Genomic DNA, 19,920 nt, shown 5'->3' on the forward strand with positions numbered 1-19,920 from the left:
CAGCAAGAGAACTTCACAGGTTCACAACAAGTCGCTGCTACAATAAACTCCAGGCGGCAAAACACGGGGTGCGCCGCAGACCATCGCAATTCATTGCCTTCATTGCAATCCATTGCAGTTGAGTGCAATCCAAGTGGAGGGGAGACTATGCTGAAGCAGCACCATGTGATCAAAATACTGCTGGCGGCCGTCGGCGGCGCTGCCTGCGGTATCTTTCTGTCAACCATTATTGCCGCTCTCGGTTATCTGATCCATGACCGGCCGGCTGGGACGCCCTATCTTCCGCTGATCATGGCTGCGTTGTTTGCGGGGATCGCCGCGTTGACGTCCGATTATAAGGGAGGAAAACCACATGACAAGCATCGATCTTAATCCATCTAAAGATAAAATTTCAGGGGGGAGAAGGATTTCTCGAGGCATCTTTATGGGGATGTCTTGGTTGATGGTCGCCTGCATCACGATTCAGGTGTATATCGCAGGGTCGGCTGTGTTCCAGAATCCGGTGAACTGGCGGCTCCACGAAAACTTTGTTCATTTCTTTGGGTTTGCCCCGCTTCTAATGATCATTTTTGCCATTACGGGAAAATGCTTTAAAGGCAGCGCGTGGCTCAGTTTGGCCATGTTTGTTCTGATCGACATGCAGTACATGACGGCGCATGTACCTGCGCTGGGCGCCATCCATCCGGTGATGGCCCTCGTGCTTATCCTGCTGTCGCTGTACACCGCACTGCGAAGCACACGGCGGCAGTAATGGGGAATTTATGCCCGAACAGTTGTGGAGAGGACCGGTGCCCGGGTATACTTTGAAATAAATGAAGATCATATCGTTGTTTCAAAGAGAGGGCTGTGGCATTGACCTTACAACAGTTAAAATACGTCATTGAAGTCGCCAACCGCGGGTCCATGAATGAAGCGGCCAAACGGCTGTTTATTTCGCAGCCAAGTCTGTCGAATGCGATCAAGGATCTGGAGGAAGAGCTGAACATTACGATTTTTGAACGGACGAACAAAGGGATTACCCTGTCCAAGGAAGGCGCCGAATTTCTCGGCTATGCCCGGCAGGTGACCGAGCAGGCCGAGCTGCTGGAGAGCCGCTATATGAACGCCAAGCCGTCGCCGCAGCATTTTTCCGTATCGACGCAGCACTATGCGTTTGCCGTCAATGCGTTCGTGCATTTGGTCAACGAGTATGGGCAGGACGAATACGAACTGGCGCTGAGGGAAACGAAGACCCATGAAATCATCCAGGATGTCAAAAGCCAGCGGAGCGAAATCGGCATTCTGTACCTCAATGAATTCAACAGCAAGGTCATCAACCGGCTGCTGAAAGACGCCAATTTGAAATTCACGAGCCTGTTTACGGCCCGGCCTCATATTTTTATCAGCATCCATAACCCGCTCGCAAAGCAGTCTATTGTGACGATCGACCAGCTGCAGGATTATCCCTACCTGTCGTTTGAGCAGGGGGAGTACAACTCCTTTCACTTCTCCGAGGAAATTCTGAGCACACTGACGCATCCGAAAAGCATCCGGGTCAACGACCGCGCCACGCTGTTCAACCTGCTGATCGGACTGAACGGTTACACGATCTCAACCGGTGTTCTCAGCGCCGACCTGAATGGTAACGAGATTATTCCTGTGCCGCTCGACTGCGACGAGACGATTAATGTCGGTTGGATCTGCCATCAAAATGCGGCGCTGTCCAAGCTGGCGCTGGAGTATATCGAAGCGCTGCACCAGGCGATTTCCGATTGATCCGTGATTTTGAAAAGTATGGATGAAATGCCGGGACGTAGTCCCAAGGTATTTTTGCAGCCACGCTTGCCGCTGTATGCGGCGGGGGTGGTTTTTTGTAACGCATAAGTTGGGTGCTCCATCTCATATATTGTCCAGTGACGGATCGTTATCGATGGGAGGGATACGCCTGCAATGAATGAAGAGGCGCTCTTTGAGCACAGGTTTTGGCTGCAGATTTTGGGGGATCATGCCCGTTTTATCTACAACGCGCTGGCTTCGAAGGAAGTCAAGGACGTACAGACGGCGGCTTCGTTCGTCCAATGGTTCGACCGGCTGCTGGGACAGGCGCGCTCGTTCCCTGAGGGACAGCCGCTGACGGAGCTGAACGAACAGGCGAATCAGGCGGTACATGAACTGCGGGCGTTTAAGCTGGATCTTCTCGACCGGGTGCTGCAGCGCAAAGTGGTCATCGGGTTGTCGCCAACGTTTATCAATCATATGGTGAACGAGCTGGAGGAATATGAGCGCATTCTCGCTGAGCTGTTAAAAGGAAATCCGGTTCCCCGCTATCACCCGCTGCATCACGATCTGCTGTGGCTGCCTGACGCGGCTTTTCACTCGGCATCGATCGCTTCGGATCTCGACGGGGTGGAGCGGAGGCTGATCCAGAGGAGCAAGGAATTTGAGCGGCATTTCAACGAATTTTATTTGAAGGCGCTTGAGCTTGTAGGATACTTGCGTACGCTTCGGACGACCTATCCGGCGGTGAAAAAGTTCCACAGCGACGTGGACCTGGAAATGTCGGCGTTTATGAACTTTCTGCTGGAGGTCGAGGAGCTGGACATCAGCGCCGAGCTGTTGAGCAGGCTGAACAGGCTGGTGCCGGACCATATGTTCCGGGAAGAATGCTATTATTTGCAGAAGCTGTCCCAATTCGGTGAAGTGCCGCGTCCTGATTGCGACCCGGCAAAGCCAAGGGTGGAGTAACGCCCCAAGGGATTGATCATAAAACCGCTTTAGAATGCCTCTTTGCTCTTTGGGTATGTCCCTGGTGCCGGGAGGTTTTTTACTCCTGAACACAAACCGGCTAGCTGCGGACAGGGATGGATAATATCAAATAAATCCAGTTTATTTGCGCTGCAGTCCATTGAGTTCGACCGGGCGATGCGTGATAATGAGGGCACAAGATCACTACCAAACGAAGAGAGGTTGATGTATTCGTGCGTAAAGTCAAGGTTGGCGTCATCGGTACCGGCATGATCAGCACTGTATATCTGAAAAATTTGACCGGCATGCTCGACCATATCGTCGAGGTCAAAGCCGTAGCGGATATGGTTCCGGAGCTCGCGCAGAAAAAAGCGGAAGAGTTCGGCGTTCCGAACGTGTACACCGTGGAGGAGCTGCTGGCCGATCCGGAAATTGAAATCGTTCTCAATTTGACGGCCCCCGCCGCGCATGCCCCGCTGAACCTGCGGGCACTTGAGGCCGGGAAGCATGTGTACACGGAGAAGCCGTTTGCCCTCACCCGCGAGGATGCCGATGAGGTTCTGGCTCTGGCCGAGTCCAAGAACCTGCTTGTCGGCTGTGCGCCGGACACCTTCCTCGGCGCGGGCATCCAGACCTGCGTCAAGCTGATTAATGACGGATGGATCGGCACGCCTTACGGTGCAAGCGCTACAATTATCATGGGGAACGCCGCGGGCGGCATGCATCCGAACTTCCGCAACTTCCTGAAGCTGGGCGGCGATCCGATCATGGATATGGGGCCTTACTATTTGACGGCGCTGATCGCGCTGCTAGGACCCGTACAGAGGGTAACGGGATCCGCCCGCCAGCTGAATCAGGAGGTCGTGGTGGACAATCCGAAATCGCCGGCATTCGGCCAGACGGTGCCGGTGGAAGCGCCGACGAACGTATCGGCGGTGCTGGACTTCCACAGCGGCGCGGTGGCAACCCTACAGGCGGCCAAAGAGGCGTTCGGCTATTCGCCGCGGCTGGAAGTGTACGGCACGGAAGGCATTCTGTACGTTCCGGATCCGAACTTCTTCGGAGGCGCCGTATCCATCCAGTTCCCGAACGGGCAGACGAAAGAGATCCCGCATTCCCATCCGTATGCCGAGGAAGGACGCGGCATGGGCGTAGCCGACATGGCTTATGCAATCCAGTCGGGACGTCCGAACCGGGCAAGCGGCAAGCTGGCGCGCCATGTGCTGGACATTTCGCTCGGCATCTTCGAAGCGTCCCAGCAGGAACACCACATTCACCTGGAATCCACGGTGGAACGTCCCGCTCCGCTGCCGCTCGGCCTGAAATACAACATGCTGGATCTGTAAACACCGCACGGAGAACCTGTCCCATTTCAAATCAAGAGAGGATGCATAGATCATGACCAAATTTCCCGTCGCCGTACAGCCATATACGGTTCGCGAACAATTAAGCAAGGATTACATAGGCACGCTGGAGAAAATCGCCGCCATCGGCTATCAGGGCATTGAGCTCGGACGCCCGCCGGAAGGCATCACCGTGGCGGAGCAGAAGGCGCTGCTGGACCGGATCGGCCTCAAGGTCATCGGAACTCATGCCGGATTCGATACGTTTGATTTCAACCCGGACGACATCGCGGATTATCTCGAGGAGGTGGACGGCGGTAAATTCGTGGCGCTCTCGCTGCGTTTTGCGTCCCGGGACGAGGTGCTGGCGAAGGCCGCCAAACTGAACGAAGCGGGCGAGAAGTTCCGCCGGCGCGGGGTTCAGCTGCTGTACCATAACCACGACTGGGAGTTCGCCAAATTCGACGGCGAATATGCGCTCGATATTTTGCTCCGCGAAACCGATCCTTCCTTGGTTCAGATGGAGCTGGATACGTATTGGGTCAAACGGGGCGGTGAAGATCCGGTGTCGTACCTCGCCAAGCTCCAGAACCGGTGCCCGCTGCTCCATATCAAAGACGTGGAAGCCGGCGAGGAGCAGTTTTTCGCCGAAATCGGGGAGGGGATTCTCGATTTCAAGGCCATCGCCCAAACGGCGCGGGAGGTAGGAACCGGCTGGCTCGTCGTCGAACAGGATCAGAGCCGGCGCGATCCGCTGGAGAGCCTGGCGATCAGCTACCGCAATTTGCAGGGACTCGGACTGATTTAATCATTTATCTTCTTAGAACGAACATCGAATGGGCCTGAAAAGGAACCGAAGCTAAGACTCCACTTCGTGGGGGATGAGGAAGGGAACTGCCATGAATATAACGGAAAGCCAATCCAGCCGGGCGGCCTCGCATCTTGTGCACCTCCCGAGGATCCATATCGTCGGGGACATCGTCAAGAAGCCCGGCACCTCCCTCGGCCCGCGGCGGATTCACGATTACGAGCTGCTGTATTTTCCGGATGGGACGCGCAGCGTCTACAGGGTGGAAGGGGAAGCATACGTCCTGCAGGAACCGAGCTTTATCGTGACCAGGCCGGGCGAATACCACGCCTATGAATACGACCCGCAGCAGCCGGCGCGCCATCTGTTCATTCATTTCGGATTTCCGGAAGATGCCGGGACGGAGACGGCGCTTCCGCTCCTTGCGCCCGGCGGCCCGAGCGTTATTCCGCTGGACGAGGAGCTTCCGGTCGGCATGATGAAGCAAATCATGCATATCGCCCATGCCCACACGGACCGGATGCAGAGCCGCGGGAGCTCGCTTCTATGGTCGCTGCTGACGGAAATCAGCGGCCACCTCTTCGACGAGCCGCTGACGACGCCGGCCAACCGGATTCCTCCCCAAATCGTCAAGGCGCTCGATTATATCGACAGGCATTTGGGAGAGGCCATTTCGGTGGAAATGCTGGCGAGGCGGATCGGCTGGTCGCATGAGCATTTCTCCAGGTCTTTTGTGCAGTATATGGGCCGCACGCCGCGCGACGCGATTATTCAAAGGCGGATCGAGCGCGCCTGCCAGCTCCTGCTGTACGAGGAGCACAGCATCAAAGAGGTCGCCTTTGCGGTCGGATTCTCGGATGAAAATTACTTCAGCAGGGTGTTCAAAGCCGTGAAGGGACTCACCGCCAGCCAGTACCGCAAAAAGTATTACAATCCGATGTACCGGGATTTGGTTCCGGTCAAGGAGTCGGAATCGCTGTATCCGGTCAACCGGATTCTGTATAACATCGGGGCCGGCGAAGGTTAAACATTCGCCTGGCTGTATAGGAGAGTGATGCGAATGAAGGAGAATGTGAGGACAGCGGTGGTCGGTTACGGATTCGCCGCCAGGACGTTTCACTGCCCGGTTATCACGGCCGTACCGGAGCTGGAGCTGGCGATGATCGTCCAGCGCAGCGGCCATTCGTGCTTGCAGGCCTACCCGTCCGTCCGGGCTGTACAGGACGTCCGGGAAGCCTATGAGGATCCGGACATCGACTTGATCGTCATTACGACGCCGAGCACGGCGCACTATTCGTTTGTCAAGGACGCCCTACTGGCCGGCAAGCATGTCGTCGTAGAGAAGCCGTTCACGCCGACGACGGAGGAAGCGGACGAACTGATCGCGCTTGCCCAAGACAAAGGGCTGGTGCTCAGCGTGTTCCATAACCGCCGGTGGGACGGCGATTACCTGACGCTGCAGGAGGTTGTCCGCCGCGGTCTGGTCGGCCGGATCACCGAAGCGGAATTCCGCTGGGACCGGTTCAGCCCGAATGCCGACCCCAGCCGCTGGCGGGATGCGGGGGCCGAAGGGTCCGGGACGTTCTATGACCTGGGCGTCCACCTGATCGACCAGGCGCTGACGCTGTTCGGGCTTCCGGACAGCGTGCAGGCAGAGGTGCGGACGCAGCGGGAGCGGACGCTGGCCCCGGACTATTTTGACGTATCGCTGGGGTATCCGGATGGGCTGAAGGTGTCGGTAAAATCGACCCTGCTTGCCCGGGATCCGGCTCCAAGATACCGGTTGTACGGGACGGAGGGTTCGTTTGTCAAGTATGGAGAAGATCCTCAGGAAAATCTGCTGAAGGCCGGCAGGCTGCCGGGATCGCCCGGATGGGGCGAAGAGCCGCAGGAGATGTGGGGAAGCCTCGTGGCAAACCGGGACGGCCTGCAGTTTACGGGGCGTCTGAAGACGATTCCGGGATGCTACGACGCCTATTACCGCAACGTGGCGGAAGCTATCCATGGTGTGTCAGAGCTTGACGTAAAGCCCGAGCAGGCCCGGATGGCGATTCGTGTCATCGAGCTGGGCATGCAGAGCCATGCCGAGCAGAGAAGGGTGCCATTTACCCCTTAACTACTTACGGAAAGAAGGAGATCAAGCTTGTTTCCTTTCAAATTGTCATTGAATACATCTACACTCCTGCCTTACGGACTCGGCGTCAAAGAGCAGGTCCGCGTGGCGGCGGAAGCAGGCTATGAGGGCATCGAGCTGTGGGTACGGGACATTGAAGCTTACCTTGCAGAGGGCGGCGAGCTGCAGGAGCTTAGACGGTATATCGAAGATCATGGACTGAAGGTGGCGAACGCCATCGCCTTCTGGGCTTGGGCCGACCGTGACCCTGAAGCGAGACAGCGCGGCTTCGATCAAGCGGAGAAGGAAATGGAGATGCTGGCGGAGCTGGGCTGTCTCGCGGTGGCGGCGCCCCCCTTCGGACAGGTTGCCCACGTCACGCTGGACGAATTTGCCGCTTCCTTTGCCAAGCTGGCCGAGTTGGCCCGCCGGATCGGCATAGAGCCCTATCTTGAATTTTGGGGAAAAGCGGCCCGGCTGAACTGCCTGAAGGATGCGATTTACGTCGCTCAAGCCAGCGGGGTGGCGGACGCCAAAATTCTTATCGATCCGTTCCACATGTATACCGGCGGCAGCGAGCTTCGGGACCTTGAAGGCTTGCCTGGGAACCGGATCGGCATCGTCCATGTGAACGATTATCCGGCGGCGCCGTCCCGCTCCGAGATCCAGGACGCCCACCGGGTATTTCCGGGAGACGGCATCGCTCCGTCCGGAGCGCTCGCCAGAACGCTGGCGGATGCGGGATATGAGGGCTATCTGTCGCTGGAGCTGTTTATGGACAGCTACGGCGGGTTGACCGCCCTGGAGACTGCGAAGCTTGGCATCGCCAAGATCCGGGAGGCTTACAGCCTGTAATGTCCAGATCCATCGCGGGAGACAACCCCGTTAGCAAGCTGTCGCTGCTTGCGATTACGTGGCCGATATTTGTGGAATCGGCCCTTCAAATGTTTCTCAGGACATCGGACACGTTCATGCTGAGCAAGGTGTCCGACGGCGCGGTTGCTGCGGTCGGCGTCGCGAACCAGATCATCATGTTTGCCGTGCTGATGTTCAATTTCGTGGCGCTCGGCTCCGCGGTTGTCATCTCGCAGTATTTGGGTGCCCGCAGGCAGCATGAGATCGGCCGGCTGGCCGGGTCCTCGCTGGCGCTGAACTTCCTGTTCGGCCTGGTCGTGAGCGTCATCGTCATGATGCTCAGCGGGCCGCTGCTGCGGATATTCGACCTCGATCCTTCGCTGTTCGGGCAGGCGGAGAAGTATTTGCTCGTCGCCGGGGGCGCCCTGGTCATTCAGGCCCTGTTGACCGCCGTCACAGCCATGATCCAGTCTCACGGATTAACCCGGCAGACGATGGTCGTCACGATCGGCATGAACGTGCTGAATATTTTCGGCAATTACCTGTTTATTTACGGCCCTGGAGGCTTTCCTAAGCTGGGCGTCGTCGGTGTGGCGATATCTACCGCCTTTGCCCAGTGCGTCGGTCTGGCCGTCAATCTGGTGCTGCTCCGCAAGGCGGCGGGCGTCTACATCCGCTGGAACGACCTGTTCGTGTGGAGCCGTGAGCATATCGGGAAGGTACTTCGCGTCGGGGTGCCGTCCTCGGCCGTGTCCTTGTCGTACTCCGCCAACCAGTTTGTGACCACGGCCTTTATTTCGTCGCTTGGGGCCAGCGTGCTGGCAACGAAAATTTACACGCAGAACATCATGTTCTTCGTCATGATTCTGGCCGTCTCGCTGGGCCGGGGCGGGCAGATCATCGTCGGGCAGCTGGTCGGCGCAGGCCAGAGGGAAGAGGCTTACAAGCAGGTGATCCGGAATCTGATCCGCAGCGAGCTGATCACGCTGGCGGCCGTCGCCGTGCTGACGCTGTTCCGGCAGCCGCTGATGAAGCTGTTCACGACCGACCCGGACATTATCGCGATGGGAGCGGCCTTGCTGCTGCTGAGCTTTCTGCTGGAGCCGGGGCGCAATTTCAACGTCATCCTGGAACGGTCGCTGCAGGCCGCCGGCGACGCCCGGTCCGCCATGATCGTGTCCATCACGGTGACCTGGCTCTTCAGCGTGCCGCTGACTTATCTGCTCGGCATCCATTGGGGATACGGCCTGTACGGCATCTGGGCGGCGTTTATTGCCGACGAATGGCTGCGGGGCATCCTGCTCTGGGTCCGCTGGAGGAGCAAAGCCTGGCAGCGAAAAGCGCTGGTGCAGCTTCGCAGCGAGGAGCAGGCGCTGTAGCCGCCCGCGCAGGCAGCACAAAAAAACCGCCACTCGGGGATTATCCGGGGTGGCGGTTCTTTGTGCTGGCGCCGAACAGGGACAGATATGCCGAGGAGCGGCGGATCAAGGCGCGGGTATCCGTCGGGAACTCCGGGCCGAGCAGCGGGAGGCGGTTGACGGGAGCGTTCGCCCGGACTTCCGTATCAAGGTCAGCCGTCAGGCCGGAGGTCGCAAGCGACGTTCCTCCCCCGATGCGCAGCGATGCTGCGGCTCCTTCGGCGTAAGCCGTAAGGTTCAGCTCGAGAAGGCCGGCATCAAGGGATCTTCCCATGTGTTCGGCTGCTGTGCGCGCGGTATGCTGCTCCAGGCGTGATCTGACATCAAGCAGCGCCATCAGCGCGAGCGGGTATTGATTGTGGTCCGGCTGCTTCAGAATGTGCATGGCCGTCGCGGTGATGGCCTCTTCCAGCGTCAGGCCGCAAATATAACGCAGGCAGCAGCCCCACTGTACCAGGTCGAAAGTTTGCTTGCCTGAGCACAGCAGGCCCTCGGCAAGCCCTTCCTCTCCCGAGTAAGGCAGCTTCATAATGCCGATCCGGCAGTTTTCCAGCCAGCCCAGGTTGTGGTGCTGGTACCTTGGAAGATCGATTTCAAACAGTTCGATGGTAGAGATCAAAGCCCGGTTCATCGTGACATCCTCCTTGATCGTGATTTCATGGATACTCCCTGCCGTCTTGTTCCGGATCGTGACGGCCAGTAGGGTTCCATACATGTGTCCGATTGGTAAACTATCCGCATCATACGTCCAAGGGATATCTTTGGCAAGAAGACGAGGCGGATTTTTCGGATCAAAACCAGCATCTTTCCAGCGCAATGTCCAAAATTCCGGCAAAAAGCCCCTTTTTTTCATCCTAGCGGCTTCAGCCCTATTCCGGCATTATTTTCCGATCCAATGGGCGGGTTCAGCCATTTGAATGGTTTCCCGCCTTCAGTTATCCAGCAAAGCTAAGGAAAGCGGTAGGAAAGGCCGTAAAACAATGATTCCTACGGATTAGGACCCGTTTTCCCATCAGATCCCCAAATAAAGCAGGGAATCGTATCGTTTCCCTGCTTTACAGTTCGCCGTCCCAGGCGTATATTCATTTCATCATCCAATAGAGTAAGATTTGCGACTTGATGAACGCTGAATTTTCCGATGAAAAGCGGGGGAACCAATCGCAGTCCTCGTCCCACGGAGCTTTATGCTGGGGCTTGCGGCTTGCAGGGGTGAATCGGAGGCAGGATAACGCCTGTTTTCGTAGGGCTACTCTCACGGCCCGAATCCGTCAGCTAACCTCGTAAGCGTAGTTGAGAGCGGAGGAAACTGTGATTTGACGCATCAACACAGGGTATCTGCTCTGTGTTTTTCTGTGCGCTCATTTTGAAGGATGAAACGTGTACATGGAATATGTCTATTCGCTGAATTTCCGCCGGAGGGCGGAAAGCGGGGGAACCGGTCGTGTCTGCAGCATTCGCTGCGGCCATATGGGGTGAATCTCGAAAGTGATGAGTAGGGCTACTCTTTGGCCCGAATCCGTCAGCTAACCACGCAAGCGTATTAAGAGAGGCAGCTGTTATTCATGCAGATGGCAAGGCTTATTCAGCCTTGGATTTGGAAGCATGGAAGAGTGTCCTCTTTCCGGTGCTTCTTTTTTGTTGTTTAAAAAAGGAGAAGCATGGATTCCCAAGCGGGCGGCGCCCGCGATTTTGTACAAACAGAGAAAACAGGTTATTTGGGAGAGAGGAGAACATGAAGTGCCCCAGATACAAGTAAACGGAACCACGTTATATTATGAAATTCACGGCAGCGGCACGCCCATCGTGTTCATTCACGGGCATTTGTCGTCCCATCATATGTTTGAGCCCCAAGTCGAATATTTCAGCAAGCGGGCGAAGGTAATCGTGCTGGACCTCCGCGGTTACGGCAATTCGGGGAAGCTTGACGTGGAGGTCGGGCACATTATGGAAACCCAGTGCAGCGATCTGTGCGAGCTGCTCAATAAGCTGCATATTTCGCAGGCGACGCTTGTCGGCTGTTCCAGCGGAAGCGTGCTCGCCCAGACGTTTGCCGCCCTTCATCCGGACCGGGTCAGCGCTCTGGTACTCGTAGACAGCTACTTCGCGGGATGCTTCGGGAAAAAGAACCATTTGCTGAATATTTGCGAGGCGTGCAGTTGGCTGTCTTATTATTTGCCTGCGGAGTTTTTCCTCCGGTCGCTGCGGGTGACGTATAACCGGTGGAGACCGGTCTACAGCATCCTGCGCAAGGAGCTGTACCACAAGCGGCCGACAGAGTCGATCAAGCAGCGCATGGAGCTGCTGCGTATGGAGATGCCCGCCAATTTGGCACGGCTGCCGATGCCTGTACTGTGCGTCGCAGGCAGCCAAAGCGAGTGGTTCGTCAAGCAAATGCAGCGGGCGGCCACCCTGTTCCGGCATGTGCAGCTGGCGACGATCGAGGATGCGATGTACCCGACCCATTTATGCCAGCCCCATGCATTCAACCGCATGCTGCTGGACTTTTTGATGGACCAGCATATTTACCGGACCCGGGAAGCCTATGGAGGATAGCCCGCGGTCATGGGATTTGCCTCCTGGAAAGAAAATCGCATCTTGAGTCACACTGGCCCTAACCAAACGATCTACTCGCTGTATTAGGTAGCAAGTTAACCGCCCGATAAGAAGGCGGTTAACTCAGCTCTAGCGAGTTCGTTTTTTCAATGAGACTGATTAACTGATTATATTAAAAAGGGAGGGATGAACCGTCCATCAATATCGGTGAATCCGTACTCCTGGGCAAGATCACCAACCTGTAGTACCAGTCCGTTTTTCAGTTTCACTTCATCATCCCCAGCTAGGGCTGACACCGCTCGCCCTACGTAATACGGCGACTCCGTGTGTTTCAAAGCCTCAACCTCCTTCCAATGAGCTTCATCTGTACCGAAGTTCCTTAATACCAGTTCTGTTCTCATCCAGCCAGGGGAGACCGCTACCACGGTTATTTCAGTGCTTTTGAGATCCTGAGCTAATCCGAGCACTGAGCGGTTAATGGTATTCTTGGCGAGGTCATAATAGAAAGTTCCTAAATACTTATCCTGATCCTGAAATGTGGTATGTACGATCAATCCAGAATCAGCTTCTTGCATAAGCGGGATCGCATAATGGTTTGTCGCTATTTGTGGGCGTACTCCATTCTGAAACATAGCATCCCACATGTTCAGCGGATATTCCCAGAATGGTTTGGATTGTAAATTCACTTCCAAGTCATGCAGTCCCCAGACGTTATTCACTAGGATATGAAGCCGTCCTTGTTCCTGTCGGATTCTCTCGATCAAAGCTTGTGTATCCTCATCACGGGTATGATCGCAACGACATGCGTACGCCTCTCCGCCATGACTTCGAATCTCCTCCACAGTTTCATCGATACTGCCTGGAAAACCGTGTGTAGTCGTACCTCGTAAACTTCTTCCGGATACATAAACTACTGCTCCGGCTTTCCCAAGCTCAACGGCAATCCCACGTCCTGCTCCCCGGCTTCCTCCGGTTACGAGAGCGATTTTCCCAGCGAGTCTCTTCAAGTTCATCTACTCCTTCGCAGTTATTTATTTCATCATACTAAAGTAATACGTCATTAAATGTCGTATTTGAGGATGAACGATTGATTTTTGCAATCAATGAAAAGGCACACTTGAAAGTTAGGCATATGGCTAATTTGTTAGTTGCGGCTATATCGATAAAATACGTTATGGGAATCTGGGCTGCGGTGTGCAGCCTTTTTTTTAGGTTGGTGAAAGTGCTTGTGCCATTGACAGGCAGGGATATAATGGAGAGATACAATCATGGCATAAGAAGGAGGAAAAGTTGTGGCAACCATCGAAGATTTGATGAAGCTGGACATCCGCATCGGAACGGTGGTCAAGGCGGAGCCTTTTCCGGAGGCGCGCAAGCCGGCGATCAAGCTGAGCATTGATTTCGGGGAGCTTGGAGTCAAACGTTCCTCGGCCCAGATTACGAGAAGGTATACCCCGGAGCAGCTGGTCGGCCGCCAGGTGGCCGCCGTCGTTAATTTTCCCGTGCGGCGGATTGCCGGATATGAATCGGAAGTGCTCGTTCTCGGCGGAGTTCCGGAAGAGGGCGATGTGGTGCTGCTGGCCCCTGATGTGCCTGTCGGCAACGGCACGCCCATTGCTTGAACATTTTACAAAACGAAAGGATGGATACCGATGATTCTGCGCCCGACGAAGGAAGACTACAACGAAGGTTTCGCCAAGTATGTCTCCCTCGTACCTGAGGGGAACCTCGAGGAGATTCTGAACGGGTCTCTGAACCGGACGACCGCGTTTTATTCTGCACTGACGGAAGAAAAGGGGAATTACCGCTATGCGCCAGGCAAATGGAGCTTGAAAGAGGTGCTCGGCCATATTACGGATAATGAGCGCATCATGTGCTACAGGCTGCTCCGCATCGCCAGGGGGGACACCACGCCTTTGACCGGCTATGACGAGGAAGTGCTGATGGAAGGCGCAGCCTTCGACCGTTTCTCCATCGCCGAGCTTCTCGAGGATTTCGCCGCCGTTCGCCGCTCCACGCTGACGCTGCTGCGGAGCATTCCGGACGAGGCCTGGACCCGCAGAGGTGTCGTGAACGGTTATGAATCCACCGCCGCCGCTTGGGCGTATATTCTGACCGGACATGAAATCCACCATTATAATGTGATCCAGGAAAGATACATATAAACTCCCAAGGGTCAAAATTGGGCCGATTGCCGGCCATGCTGCACGCCTCTAACTCGCACTATGATTTGAGGCGCTCCTCGGCAAGATGAATAAAAGCCTGCGCAGCATGGCCCAAATATTTATCCGCCCGGTAAATGATGCTCATTTCCCTGTAGGGCGGATCATCATGGATGGGGAGGAACCGCAGCTTCGGATCGCCGATGGCTTCGACGAGCGTAGGCGTTTGAACGGTAACTCCCATGTTTTCTCTGACAAAGCGGAAGAGCGAAGGGTTGGACGTCGTTTCCACGACGATGTCCAGGTTAAACCCGTGCTTCCGGCAGTATTGCTCGACGAGCTCCCTTCCCCAGAACCCCTTGGGATACATAATGATCGGCAGGCCGTTCAGTTCAGTCAGGGAGACCGACTCCCTGCCGGCCAGCTCGTGTTCGGCAGATACCACCACGCCGTACTCCTCCCGGGGCAGGGACCGGACCACCAGCCGGTTGTCGTAAAGCGGCTTGAGCGAGATACCGATATCGATTTCCGTACTAAGGACGAGGCCTGCCACATCGACGGCTGAGACGATCTTGAGCCGGACGTTCGGATACCGGTTGCGGAAATCGATGAACATTGGGGTCAGGCGGAAATCGAGCTCGGAAGGAAGCACGCCGACGCCGAGCGTACCGCCCTGATGATGGCGAAGCTCGCCGATCTCCAGCTTGGCGTTCTGCAAATTTTGAAAAATTCCCCTTGCCTGCTTAAGCAGGACCGAGCCCGCATCGGTCACCGCAATCCGTTTGCCGATCCGGTCAAACAGAGGCATACCGACCTCCTCCTCCAATGCCTTAATCTGCAGGCTTAAATTCGGCTGGGAGATGCCGAGCTTATCTGCGGCCCTCGTAAAATGCAGCTCCTCGCAAACGGCCACGAAATACTCCAGTTGTCTCAGTTCCATGTTAATTCCTCCTGTTCATGAACGATAGATCGCGGCGCACCGAAGTGGCAGTAAACCCTAGAGTGCCGTGAAAACACGGGTTTATCATTTGTATAACAAATTATTATTATAATTTCAATATAATTGATAAATGATCCATCTCCCATTAAGATGTGATCAAATCGATCTGAGGGAGAGAGAAATAATGAGAAAACCTTCACTGTTCATGATGGCTGTCGCCTTCATTTTGGCCTCTTTAAATTTGCGGCCCGCAATGAATTCCATCTCGCCCATGCTGCAAGCCATCCAGCGGGATTTGGGCATGAGCGCGTTGTCGGCAAGTCTGCTTACGTCCATTCCGGTGCTGTGCATGGGGATATTTCCGGCTTTTGCGGTCAAACTGGGCCAGCGTGCCGGGCTGGAGCGCGTCATCGGCTGGTCGATTGCGGTCATCGGCGCCGGTACGGTGCTGAGATGGTTCACCGGATCGTCGGCGTACCTGCTGCTGACCACCGTCCTGGCCGGGCTCGGGATTGCTGCGGCAGGACCGCTGCTGTCCGGGTTCATTAAGCAGCATTTTCCCGCCAAGGTGCCCGTCATGATTTCGCTCTATACCGTCTCCATGGCGGTCGGAGCCGCGCTCGCATCGGGATTGTCCCTGCCTTTATCGGTCCGGGCCCATTCGTGGCAGGAATCGCTGGCGGTTTGGGCTATCCTCGCTGCCGTCGCCCTGCCGGTATGGTGGTGGTCGGTTCTCCGTTATACCCGTCGGCCTGCCCGTGCGGAGCGCTCGGCAAGGGCGGCCGGACTTCCCTGGAACAGCGCCAAAGCATGGGGTCTCACGCTGTCCTTTGGCCTGCTCGCTGTTCTGTTCTTTTCTGTCACGGCTTGGCTGCCGCCGGTCGTGGAACATATGGGATACGCCAAAGCCTATGCGGCCAACATGCTTGTCCTGTTCTCCCTGACGCAGATCCCCGTCGGCCTCCTGTTTCCGCACTTGCTCCGGCGTCTGCCTTCCCGACGCTTCTGGCTGGCGCTGGGCGCACTGTCGATGGCCGCCGGCTTCCTGATGCTCTGGATGTCCGTGACGCCGTGGCTGGCGGCGATTCTGATCGGCATCGGCCCCGGCGTGCTGTTCCCGGTCAATCTGATGATGCCGATCGAAGCGGTAGGCGATGCTCAGCAGGCGACGGCCTGGTCGGCCATGACCCAATCGGTGGGATACGTGATTGGCGCGATGGGACCGATGCTGCTTGGCGTGATCCACGACGCTGCCGACAGCTATACGCTGCTCATCCCGGTGCTGCTGGCCGTCACGCTGGCCATGGCGGGGGTTCAGCAGCTGGCTGCGAAGCCCGGGGCGGCGAAGGTGCTAAACAAGCAGCGGGCGAAGGAAAAGGAAACAGCCCTTCCCTTGGCAGAGTAAGGAAAGGGCCGTCGATGACGGAGCATCAGCCTGCCGGCTAGCAGTATAGATCGGGACGGGGGCAGGCTTTAGCAGAGGACCTCGACCGTAAACCCGCCCGGTGCCTCGACGTAGAACGTATACCCGTGCGCATGCTGCGGAGGCTTGACATCGTATCCGTCCTCCAGCAGCTTTTGGTTGATGCGGTCGACCTGCTCCTCGGTCTGCTGGGGAAAGCCGACGTGGAACGTTTTGGGGTACTGCACCTCACGGCCCTTCATCAGCGTCAGCACAAACCCGTCATCATCGAAGAGCACCGCGAAGTTGTCGCCGCGGGCCGCCCGGCACTCCAGTCCGAAATAAGTTTCCAGAAATGCCCGTGACGCCGCCACATCGGTCACCGTTAAATTCAAATGGTTGATTTTCATCATTACCGCCGTCCTTTCAAAATGGGATGACTTTCTTTGCTTACCCCCTTATTATATGACCTTTATGCAAGTGATAAGGTTTCGGTATAATGGGGGTTAAAAGAGGTGGGGTTCACGATAAAAACCCGTCACCTGGCAGGAGGCATCGGTATGAAAATTCAGCTTCAAAAGGTGACAAGGGAAAATTGGGAGGAAGCCATTTCCCTTCGGGTTGCGGAGGAACAGGTTGGCTTCACCCCGCCGGTTGCTGTATCGCTGGCCAAAGTCTACGTTAAACCCGATGGGGACAATGTCGACTATATCCCTTTCGCCATATACGATGGGCCGCGAATGGTCGGTTTTATAATGCACGCATGTGAAGAGAACACGGAGGATATGTACTGGATCAACGGCTTTTTGATTGATGAACGCTACCAGGGCCAAGGGTACGGCCGGGCCGCCTTGACGGAGATGATCCGTTGGATCGTAAACCGGTGGGACCGCTGCCGGGAAATCCGCCTGACCGTCCATGGGGACAACAGAATCGCCAAGCGTCTGTATGAGTCGGCAGGCTTTTCGCCAACCGGGGCGGTATACGGAGAAGAAGAGGTATGGAGCCTGCCGGTCGCAAAAGGCTGATTCATCAGCCTGATTTCTTGAGGGCCGCAAGGGGGATAGGCTTGTTGGCGCGCAGATCTCTTGCCCCAGCCGGCGGTCTGTAATATAATAGGGAAAATTTCGTAATTGATGGAGGCTGGAACGATGATGATGACCGTTTTCTTGACCATTCTTTCAGTGAACTAAACTGAATAGCTCGCCGGAGGCATGAGGTATCCAAGCCCGATAGGGGCTGGGTATATTTGATATGCAGCTTCCGGGGATGCAGTGAATGGTCATGAAACGGAATTCCTTAATCACGTTCTTATGCAGGCAGCCTTAGGGGCAGCCTGTGCCTTTTTGCATAGAAGACGCGAATGGACTTTGGTTCATTCGCGTTTTTTTGTTTCCGGGGCAGATGTTCGAAACACATTTAACCGGCCGCCGGAGCAAAAACCACGCTCTGCGGGCTTCATTCTATGCTTACCATCAATGACGAGGTGATCGATGTATGCCACGCTACTTTTTTACTGTACTGCCTGGGCTGGAAGAAATTCTCGCCGATGAAATGCAGGCTAAAATTTCCGGGGTACGTATTAGGGACAAGGCCAGGGGAAAGGTTTATTTTGACTCTGACTTGCCAGTAGAGTATTTTCTGACGCTGCGGACTGCCGACAATCTGTATCGTTTCATCCACCGGTTCCCGGTAGGTCCTCATAAATTGCATTTACACCATATCGAACAAGAAATCTCCCGTTTGGATTTATCCATGATCCGACCGGATTCTTCCGAAAAGATTAGCTTTAAGGTCAATGCCAGCCGAGCGGGAAACCATACCTACAGCAGGTTTGATGCGTCAGAGGCTGCGGAATTGGGAATCATGCGGCGCTATCGGCATTTTAGACAAGATCACAGCGGCGGGCATCAGCTCGAGTTTCGGCTCGATCTGGTTCAGGAAGAGGCTGTCTTTGCCATCAGGATAACGGATGCGGCGTTCAGGTATAGGGGAAAGATGCGGGAATTTACGCCGGCCGCCCTGCGGCCGACCGTTGCCCACGCGCTCGTGTGGGTGTCCCGTCCGGAGAAGGACGATATCTTCGTTGACCCCTGCTGCGGATCAGGAACCGTGCTGTCCGAGCGCTGTGCGTATCCTCACGCCGGCATTCATGGCGGAGACCTTTCTGAGGAAGCCGTCTCAGCTGCCCGTGCCAACGTGGGACACACTTCCGGTGTGCATCTTAAGGAATGGGATGCGCAGCGCCTGCCGCTGGATTCGGGATATGCCGGCAAAGTGGTGACCAATCTTCCTTTTGGAAGGCAAATTTCGTCTATAGCATGCATTCCCGTTTTGTATGAAGGAGTGCTTAGAGAAATGAAGCGTGTGCTCAAATCGGGAGGTCAGATCGTCTGTTTAACCGATGCGGGGGGTCCTCTGCTGGCGGCTGCCGAGAAAGCGGATCTCCGTTTGGCCACGGTAGCCGACCTCCGGTTGAAGGGACTGCATCCGTCCATTTATTTGCTGCAAAAAGATTAATCCGGCCCTGTCGCACGGCTGAACCGGATTTCAGGCAAGATGCAGCGGAAATGCAGCGTGCCAACAGTGCTTGCCGCATTACACCGGGCTGCTGCGGATCAGCTTGACCAGATTTGCGGCCGCCGGAGACAGAGGCTCATCTTTGCGGGTGCAGATGGCGATGACGTTCGTTAAACCGACGTCGTCTACATAGACCCGGCACAGCTCTCCCCGCGCCACATATTCGCGTACGACCAGCGAGGAGACAAAGTTCGCGCCATATCCGGCAATGACGGCGGTGATCGCCTCGTGCAGACCGTTAAACTGCAGCGCTACCTTGGGGGCCGGGGCGTTGTAGGTGCGGCATAGCGCGAACAGCCGCTCCCGCGTGGAGCTGCCTTCCTCGCGCATGACAAACGGCTCGCTCATCATTTCGGCAAGCGACAGGTGGCGGTTCGCAAATTTATGATTCGGCGCGACGACGAACCACAGCTCGTCCTGGAACAGCTCCTCGGTCTGAATCGTGTCCGGATATTCTTCCGGAAGCCCGCCATAGATGGCCAGGTCGGCTTCAACGCTCAGCAGCTGCCGGAGCGCCCCGCTGGAGTTGGTTGTGGTGATGCTCATCTCGACCTGCTCATACTGCTGCTTGAACCTTGCCAGCCAGGTCGGGAGGAGAAAGTGCGCAGGCAGGTAGGTCGCCGCCAGGCGGATGTGGCCGGCCGTACCCTGCCCGTAATCCCGCGCCAGCTGCTCGATTTGCTGCTCGACGGCGAATAGCCTCTTGGCGAGCGCAGCTATTTTGTCCCCCGCATCGGTCAGCCGGATGCCCCTTCCTTGCGGTTCGAGCAGGATCAGGGACAGCTCCTTCTCGAATTTCTTGATCTGGGCGGTAATCGCAGGCTGGCTGATCTTCAGCAGCTCAGATGCCCGGGTCACGCTTCCGGTGGAAGCAATCACATGAAATAAGCGCAGGGCGTGCAGGTTCAAGATGTATCAACTCCTTATCCATTCATATCTTTAATGTATGAAAAACGGCTAAAGATATATTATTCATATCATTATAGACGATCTACAATAGAACCAGAAGCGCTTCTATCCTA

Annotated in this window: 21 protein-coding genes and 2 riboswitches; of the genes, 16 read left to right on the forward strand and 5 right to left on the reverse strand. The window is 56.0% G+C overall.

All coding sequences use genetic code 11. From position 1 onward, the window contains the following. Window positions 1–147 precede the first annotated feature (147 nt). From ABID47_RS09925 to ABID47_RS09970, 10 genes are all read left to right on the forward strand, one after another. Window positions 148–372 carry a DUF5957 family protein gene (locus ABID47_RS09925; protein WP_354496302.1) on the forward strand — a complete coding sequence of 75 codons (225 nt, stop codon included), beginning with the start codon at window positions 148–150 and terminating at the stop codon, window positions 370–372. Between the two features lie 52 nt (window positions 373–424). Next, on the forward strand, window positions 425–751 hold the full coding sequence (locus tag ABID47_RS09930) for a DUF6220 domain-containing protein (protein WP_354496304.1): 327 nt from the start codon (window positions 425–427) through the stop codon (window positions 749–751). Window positions 752–852: 101 nt separating this feature from the next. Continuing rightward, the gene (locus ABID47_RS09935) at window positions 853–1,755 is read left to right on the forward strand and encodes a LysR family transcriptional regulator (protein WP_076170320.1); all 903 of its coding nucleotides are present in this window, start codon (window positions 853–855) and stop codon (window positions 1,753–1,755) included. Between the two features lie 174 nt (window positions 1,756–1,929). Next, window positions 1,930–2,724 carry a DUF2935 domain-containing protein gene (locus ABID47_RS09940; protein WP_145947115.1) on the forward strand — a complete coding sequence of 265 codons (795 nt, stop codon included), beginning with the start codon at window positions 1,930–1,932 and terminating at the stop codon, window positions 2,722–2,724. A 233-nt stretch (window positions 2,725–2,957) separates the two neighbouring features. Continuing rightward, a complete protein-coding gene (locus ABID47_RS09945) occupies window positions 2,958–4,070 on the forward strand; it encodes a Gfo/Idh/MocA family protein (protein WP_354496307.1) in 1,113 nt (370 codons plus the stop codon). 52 nt (window positions 4,071–4,122) lie between these two features. Continuing rightward, the gene (locus ABID47_RS09950) at window positions 4,123–4,875 is read left to right on the forward strand and encodes a sugar phosphate isomerase/epimerase family protein (RefSeq protein ID WP_152401202.1); all 753 of its coding nucleotides are present in this window, start codon (window positions 4,123–4,125) and stop codon (window positions 4,873–4,875) included. A gap of 91 nt (window positions 4,876–4,966) precedes the next feature. Then, window positions 4,967–5,902: an AraC family transcriptional regulator gene (locus tag ABID47_RS09955; protein WP_354496309.1), complete on the forward strand. Its 936-nt coding sequence runs from the start codon at window positions 4,967–4,969 to the stop codon at window positions 5,900–5,902. A 33-nt stretch (window positions 5,903–5,935) separates the two neighbouring features. Continuing rightward, a complete protein-coding gene (locus tag ABID47_RS09960; protein WP_354496311.1) occupies window positions 5,936–6,991 on the forward strand; it encodes an oxidoreductase in 1,056 nt (351 codons plus the stop codon). Between the two features lie 27 nt (window positions 6,992–7,018). Next, entirely contained in the window at window positions 7,019–7,843 is an 825-nt protein-coding gene (locus ABID47_RS09965; RefSeq protein ID WP_354496313.1) for a sugar phosphate isomerase/epimerase family protein, read from the forward strand. Beyond that, window positions 7,843–9,222, forward strand: a complete 1,380-nt coding sequence (locus ABID47_RS09970; RefSeq protein WP_354496315.1) for an MATE family efflux transporter — start codon at window positions 7,843–7,845, stop codon at window positions 9,220–9,222. Before ABID47_RS09965 ends, ABID47_RS09970 begins: the two co-directional genes overlap by 1 nt. A gap of 40 nt (window positions 9,223–9,262) precedes the next feature. On the opposite strand, the gene ABID47_RS09975 is transcribed toward ABID47_RS09970, so the two are convergent. Further along, the gene (locus ABID47_RS09975) at window positions 9,263–10,114 is read right to left on the reverse strand and encodes a hypothetical protein (RefSeq protein ID WP_354496317.1); all 852 of its coding nucleotides are present in this window, start codon (window positions 10,112–10,114) and stop codon (window positions 9,263–9,265) included. Between the two features lie 261 nt (window positions 10,115–10,375). After that, window positions 10,376–10,563, forward strand: a riboswitch (cyclic di-AMP (ydaO/yuaA leader). 87 nt (window positions 10,564–10,650) lie between these two features. Next, window positions 10,651–10,815: riboswitch (cyclic di-AMP (ydaO/yuaA leader) on the forward strand. A gap of 183 nt (window positions 10,816–10,998) precedes the next feature. Between ABID47_RS09975 and ABID47_RS09980 the strand changes: the two genes are divergently transcribed. Further along, the gene (locus tag ABID47_RS09980; protein ID WP_167527211.1) at window positions 10,999–11,814 is read left to right on the forward strand and encodes an alpha/beta fold hydrolase; all 816 of its coding nucleotides are present in this window, start codon (window positions 10,999–11,001) and stop codon (window positions 11,812–11,814) included. A gap of 167 nt (window positions 11,815–11,981) precedes the next feature. Here ABID47_RS09980 and ABID47_RS09985 read toward each other — a convergent pair whose 3' ends face one another. Then, on the reverse strand, window positions 11,982–12,827 hold the full coding sequence (locus tag ABID47_RS09985) for an SDR family NAD(P)-dependent oxidoreductase (protein ID WP_435530602.1): 846 nt from the start codon (window positions 12,825–12,827) through the stop codon (window positions 11,982–11,984). A gap of 279 nt (window positions 12,828–13,106) precedes the next feature. On the opposite strand from ABID47_RS09985, the gene csaA reads away from it, so the two are divergent. After that, window positions 13,107–13,436, forward strand: a complete 330-nt coding sequence (csaA, locus tag ABID47_RS09990; protein ID WP_076170310.1) for a chaperone CsaA — start codon at window positions 13,107–13,109, stop codon at window positions 13,434–13,436. Between the two features lie 30 nt (window positions 13,437–13,466). After that, window positions 13,467–13,979 carry a DinB family protein gene (locus ABID47_RS09995; protein ID WP_354496322.1) on the forward strand — a complete coding sequence of 171 codons (513 nt, stop codon included), beginning with the start codon at window positions 13,467–13,469 and terminating at the stop codon, window positions 13,977–13,979. Window positions 13,980–14,037: 58 nt separating this feature from the next. Here ABID47_RS09995 and ABID47_RS10000 read toward each other — a convergent pair whose 3' ends face one another. Beyond that, window positions 14,038–14,916, reverse strand: coding sequence for a LysR family transcriptional regulator (locus ABID47_RS10000; RefSeq protein WP_354496324.1), 879 nt, complete (start codon window positions 14,914–14,916; stop codon window positions 14,038–14,040). Between the two features lie 184 nt (window positions 14,917–15,100). Between ABID47_RS10000 and ABID47_RS10005 the strand changes: the two genes are divergently transcribed. Further along, the gene (locus ABID47_RS10005) at window positions 15,101–16,321 is read left to right on the forward strand and encodes an MFS transporter (protein WP_354496326.1); all 1,221 of its coding nucleotides are present in this window, start codon (window positions 15,101–15,103) and stop codon (window positions 16,319–16,321) included. 68 nt (window positions 16,322–16,389) lie between these two features. On the opposite strand, the gene ABID47_RS10010 is transcribed toward ABID47_RS10005, so the two are convergent. Next, window positions 16,390–16,728, reverse strand: a complete 339-nt coding sequence (locus ABID47_RS10010) for a VOC family protein (protein ID WP_089550074.1) — start codon at window positions 16,726–16,728, stop codon at window positions 16,390–16,392. A gap of 150 nt (window positions 16,729–16,878) precedes the next feature. Between ABID47_RS10010 and ABID47_RS10015 the strand changes: the two genes are divergently transcribed. Both ABID47_RS10015 and ABID47_RS10020 read left to right on the forward strand, forming a co-directional pair. After that, complete coding sequence (locus ABID47_RS10015; protein WP_354496328.1) at window positions 16,879–17,346, forward strand: GNAT family N-acetyltransferase; 468 nt, start codon at window positions 16,879–16,881, stop codon at window positions 17,344–17,346. Between the two features lie 469 nt (window positions 17,347–17,815). After that, window positions 17,816–18,838 (forward strand): methyltransferase domain-containing protein, encoded by a 1,023-nt coding sequence (locus ABID47_RS10020; protein WP_354496330.1) that lies wholly within the window; start codon window positions 17,816–17,818, stop codon window positions 18,836–18,838. Between the two features lie 78 nt (window positions 18,839–18,916). Here the strand turns inward: ABID47_RS10020 and ABID47_RS10025 are convergent, their stop codons facing one another. Next, window positions 18,917–19,807, reverse strand: a complete 891-nt coding sequence (locus ABID47_RS10025; protein ID WP_354496332.1) for a LysR family transcriptional regulator — start codon at window positions 19,805–19,807, stop codon at window positions 18,917–18,919. Between the last annotated feature and the right edge of the window lie 113 nt (window positions 19,808–19,920).

This window comes from Paenibacillus favisporus, assembly GCF_040545415.1.
GTDB classification, from domain to species: Bacteria; Bacillota; Bacilli; order Paenibacillales; family Paenibacillaceae; genus Paenibacillus_AQ; species Paenibacillus_AQ favisporus.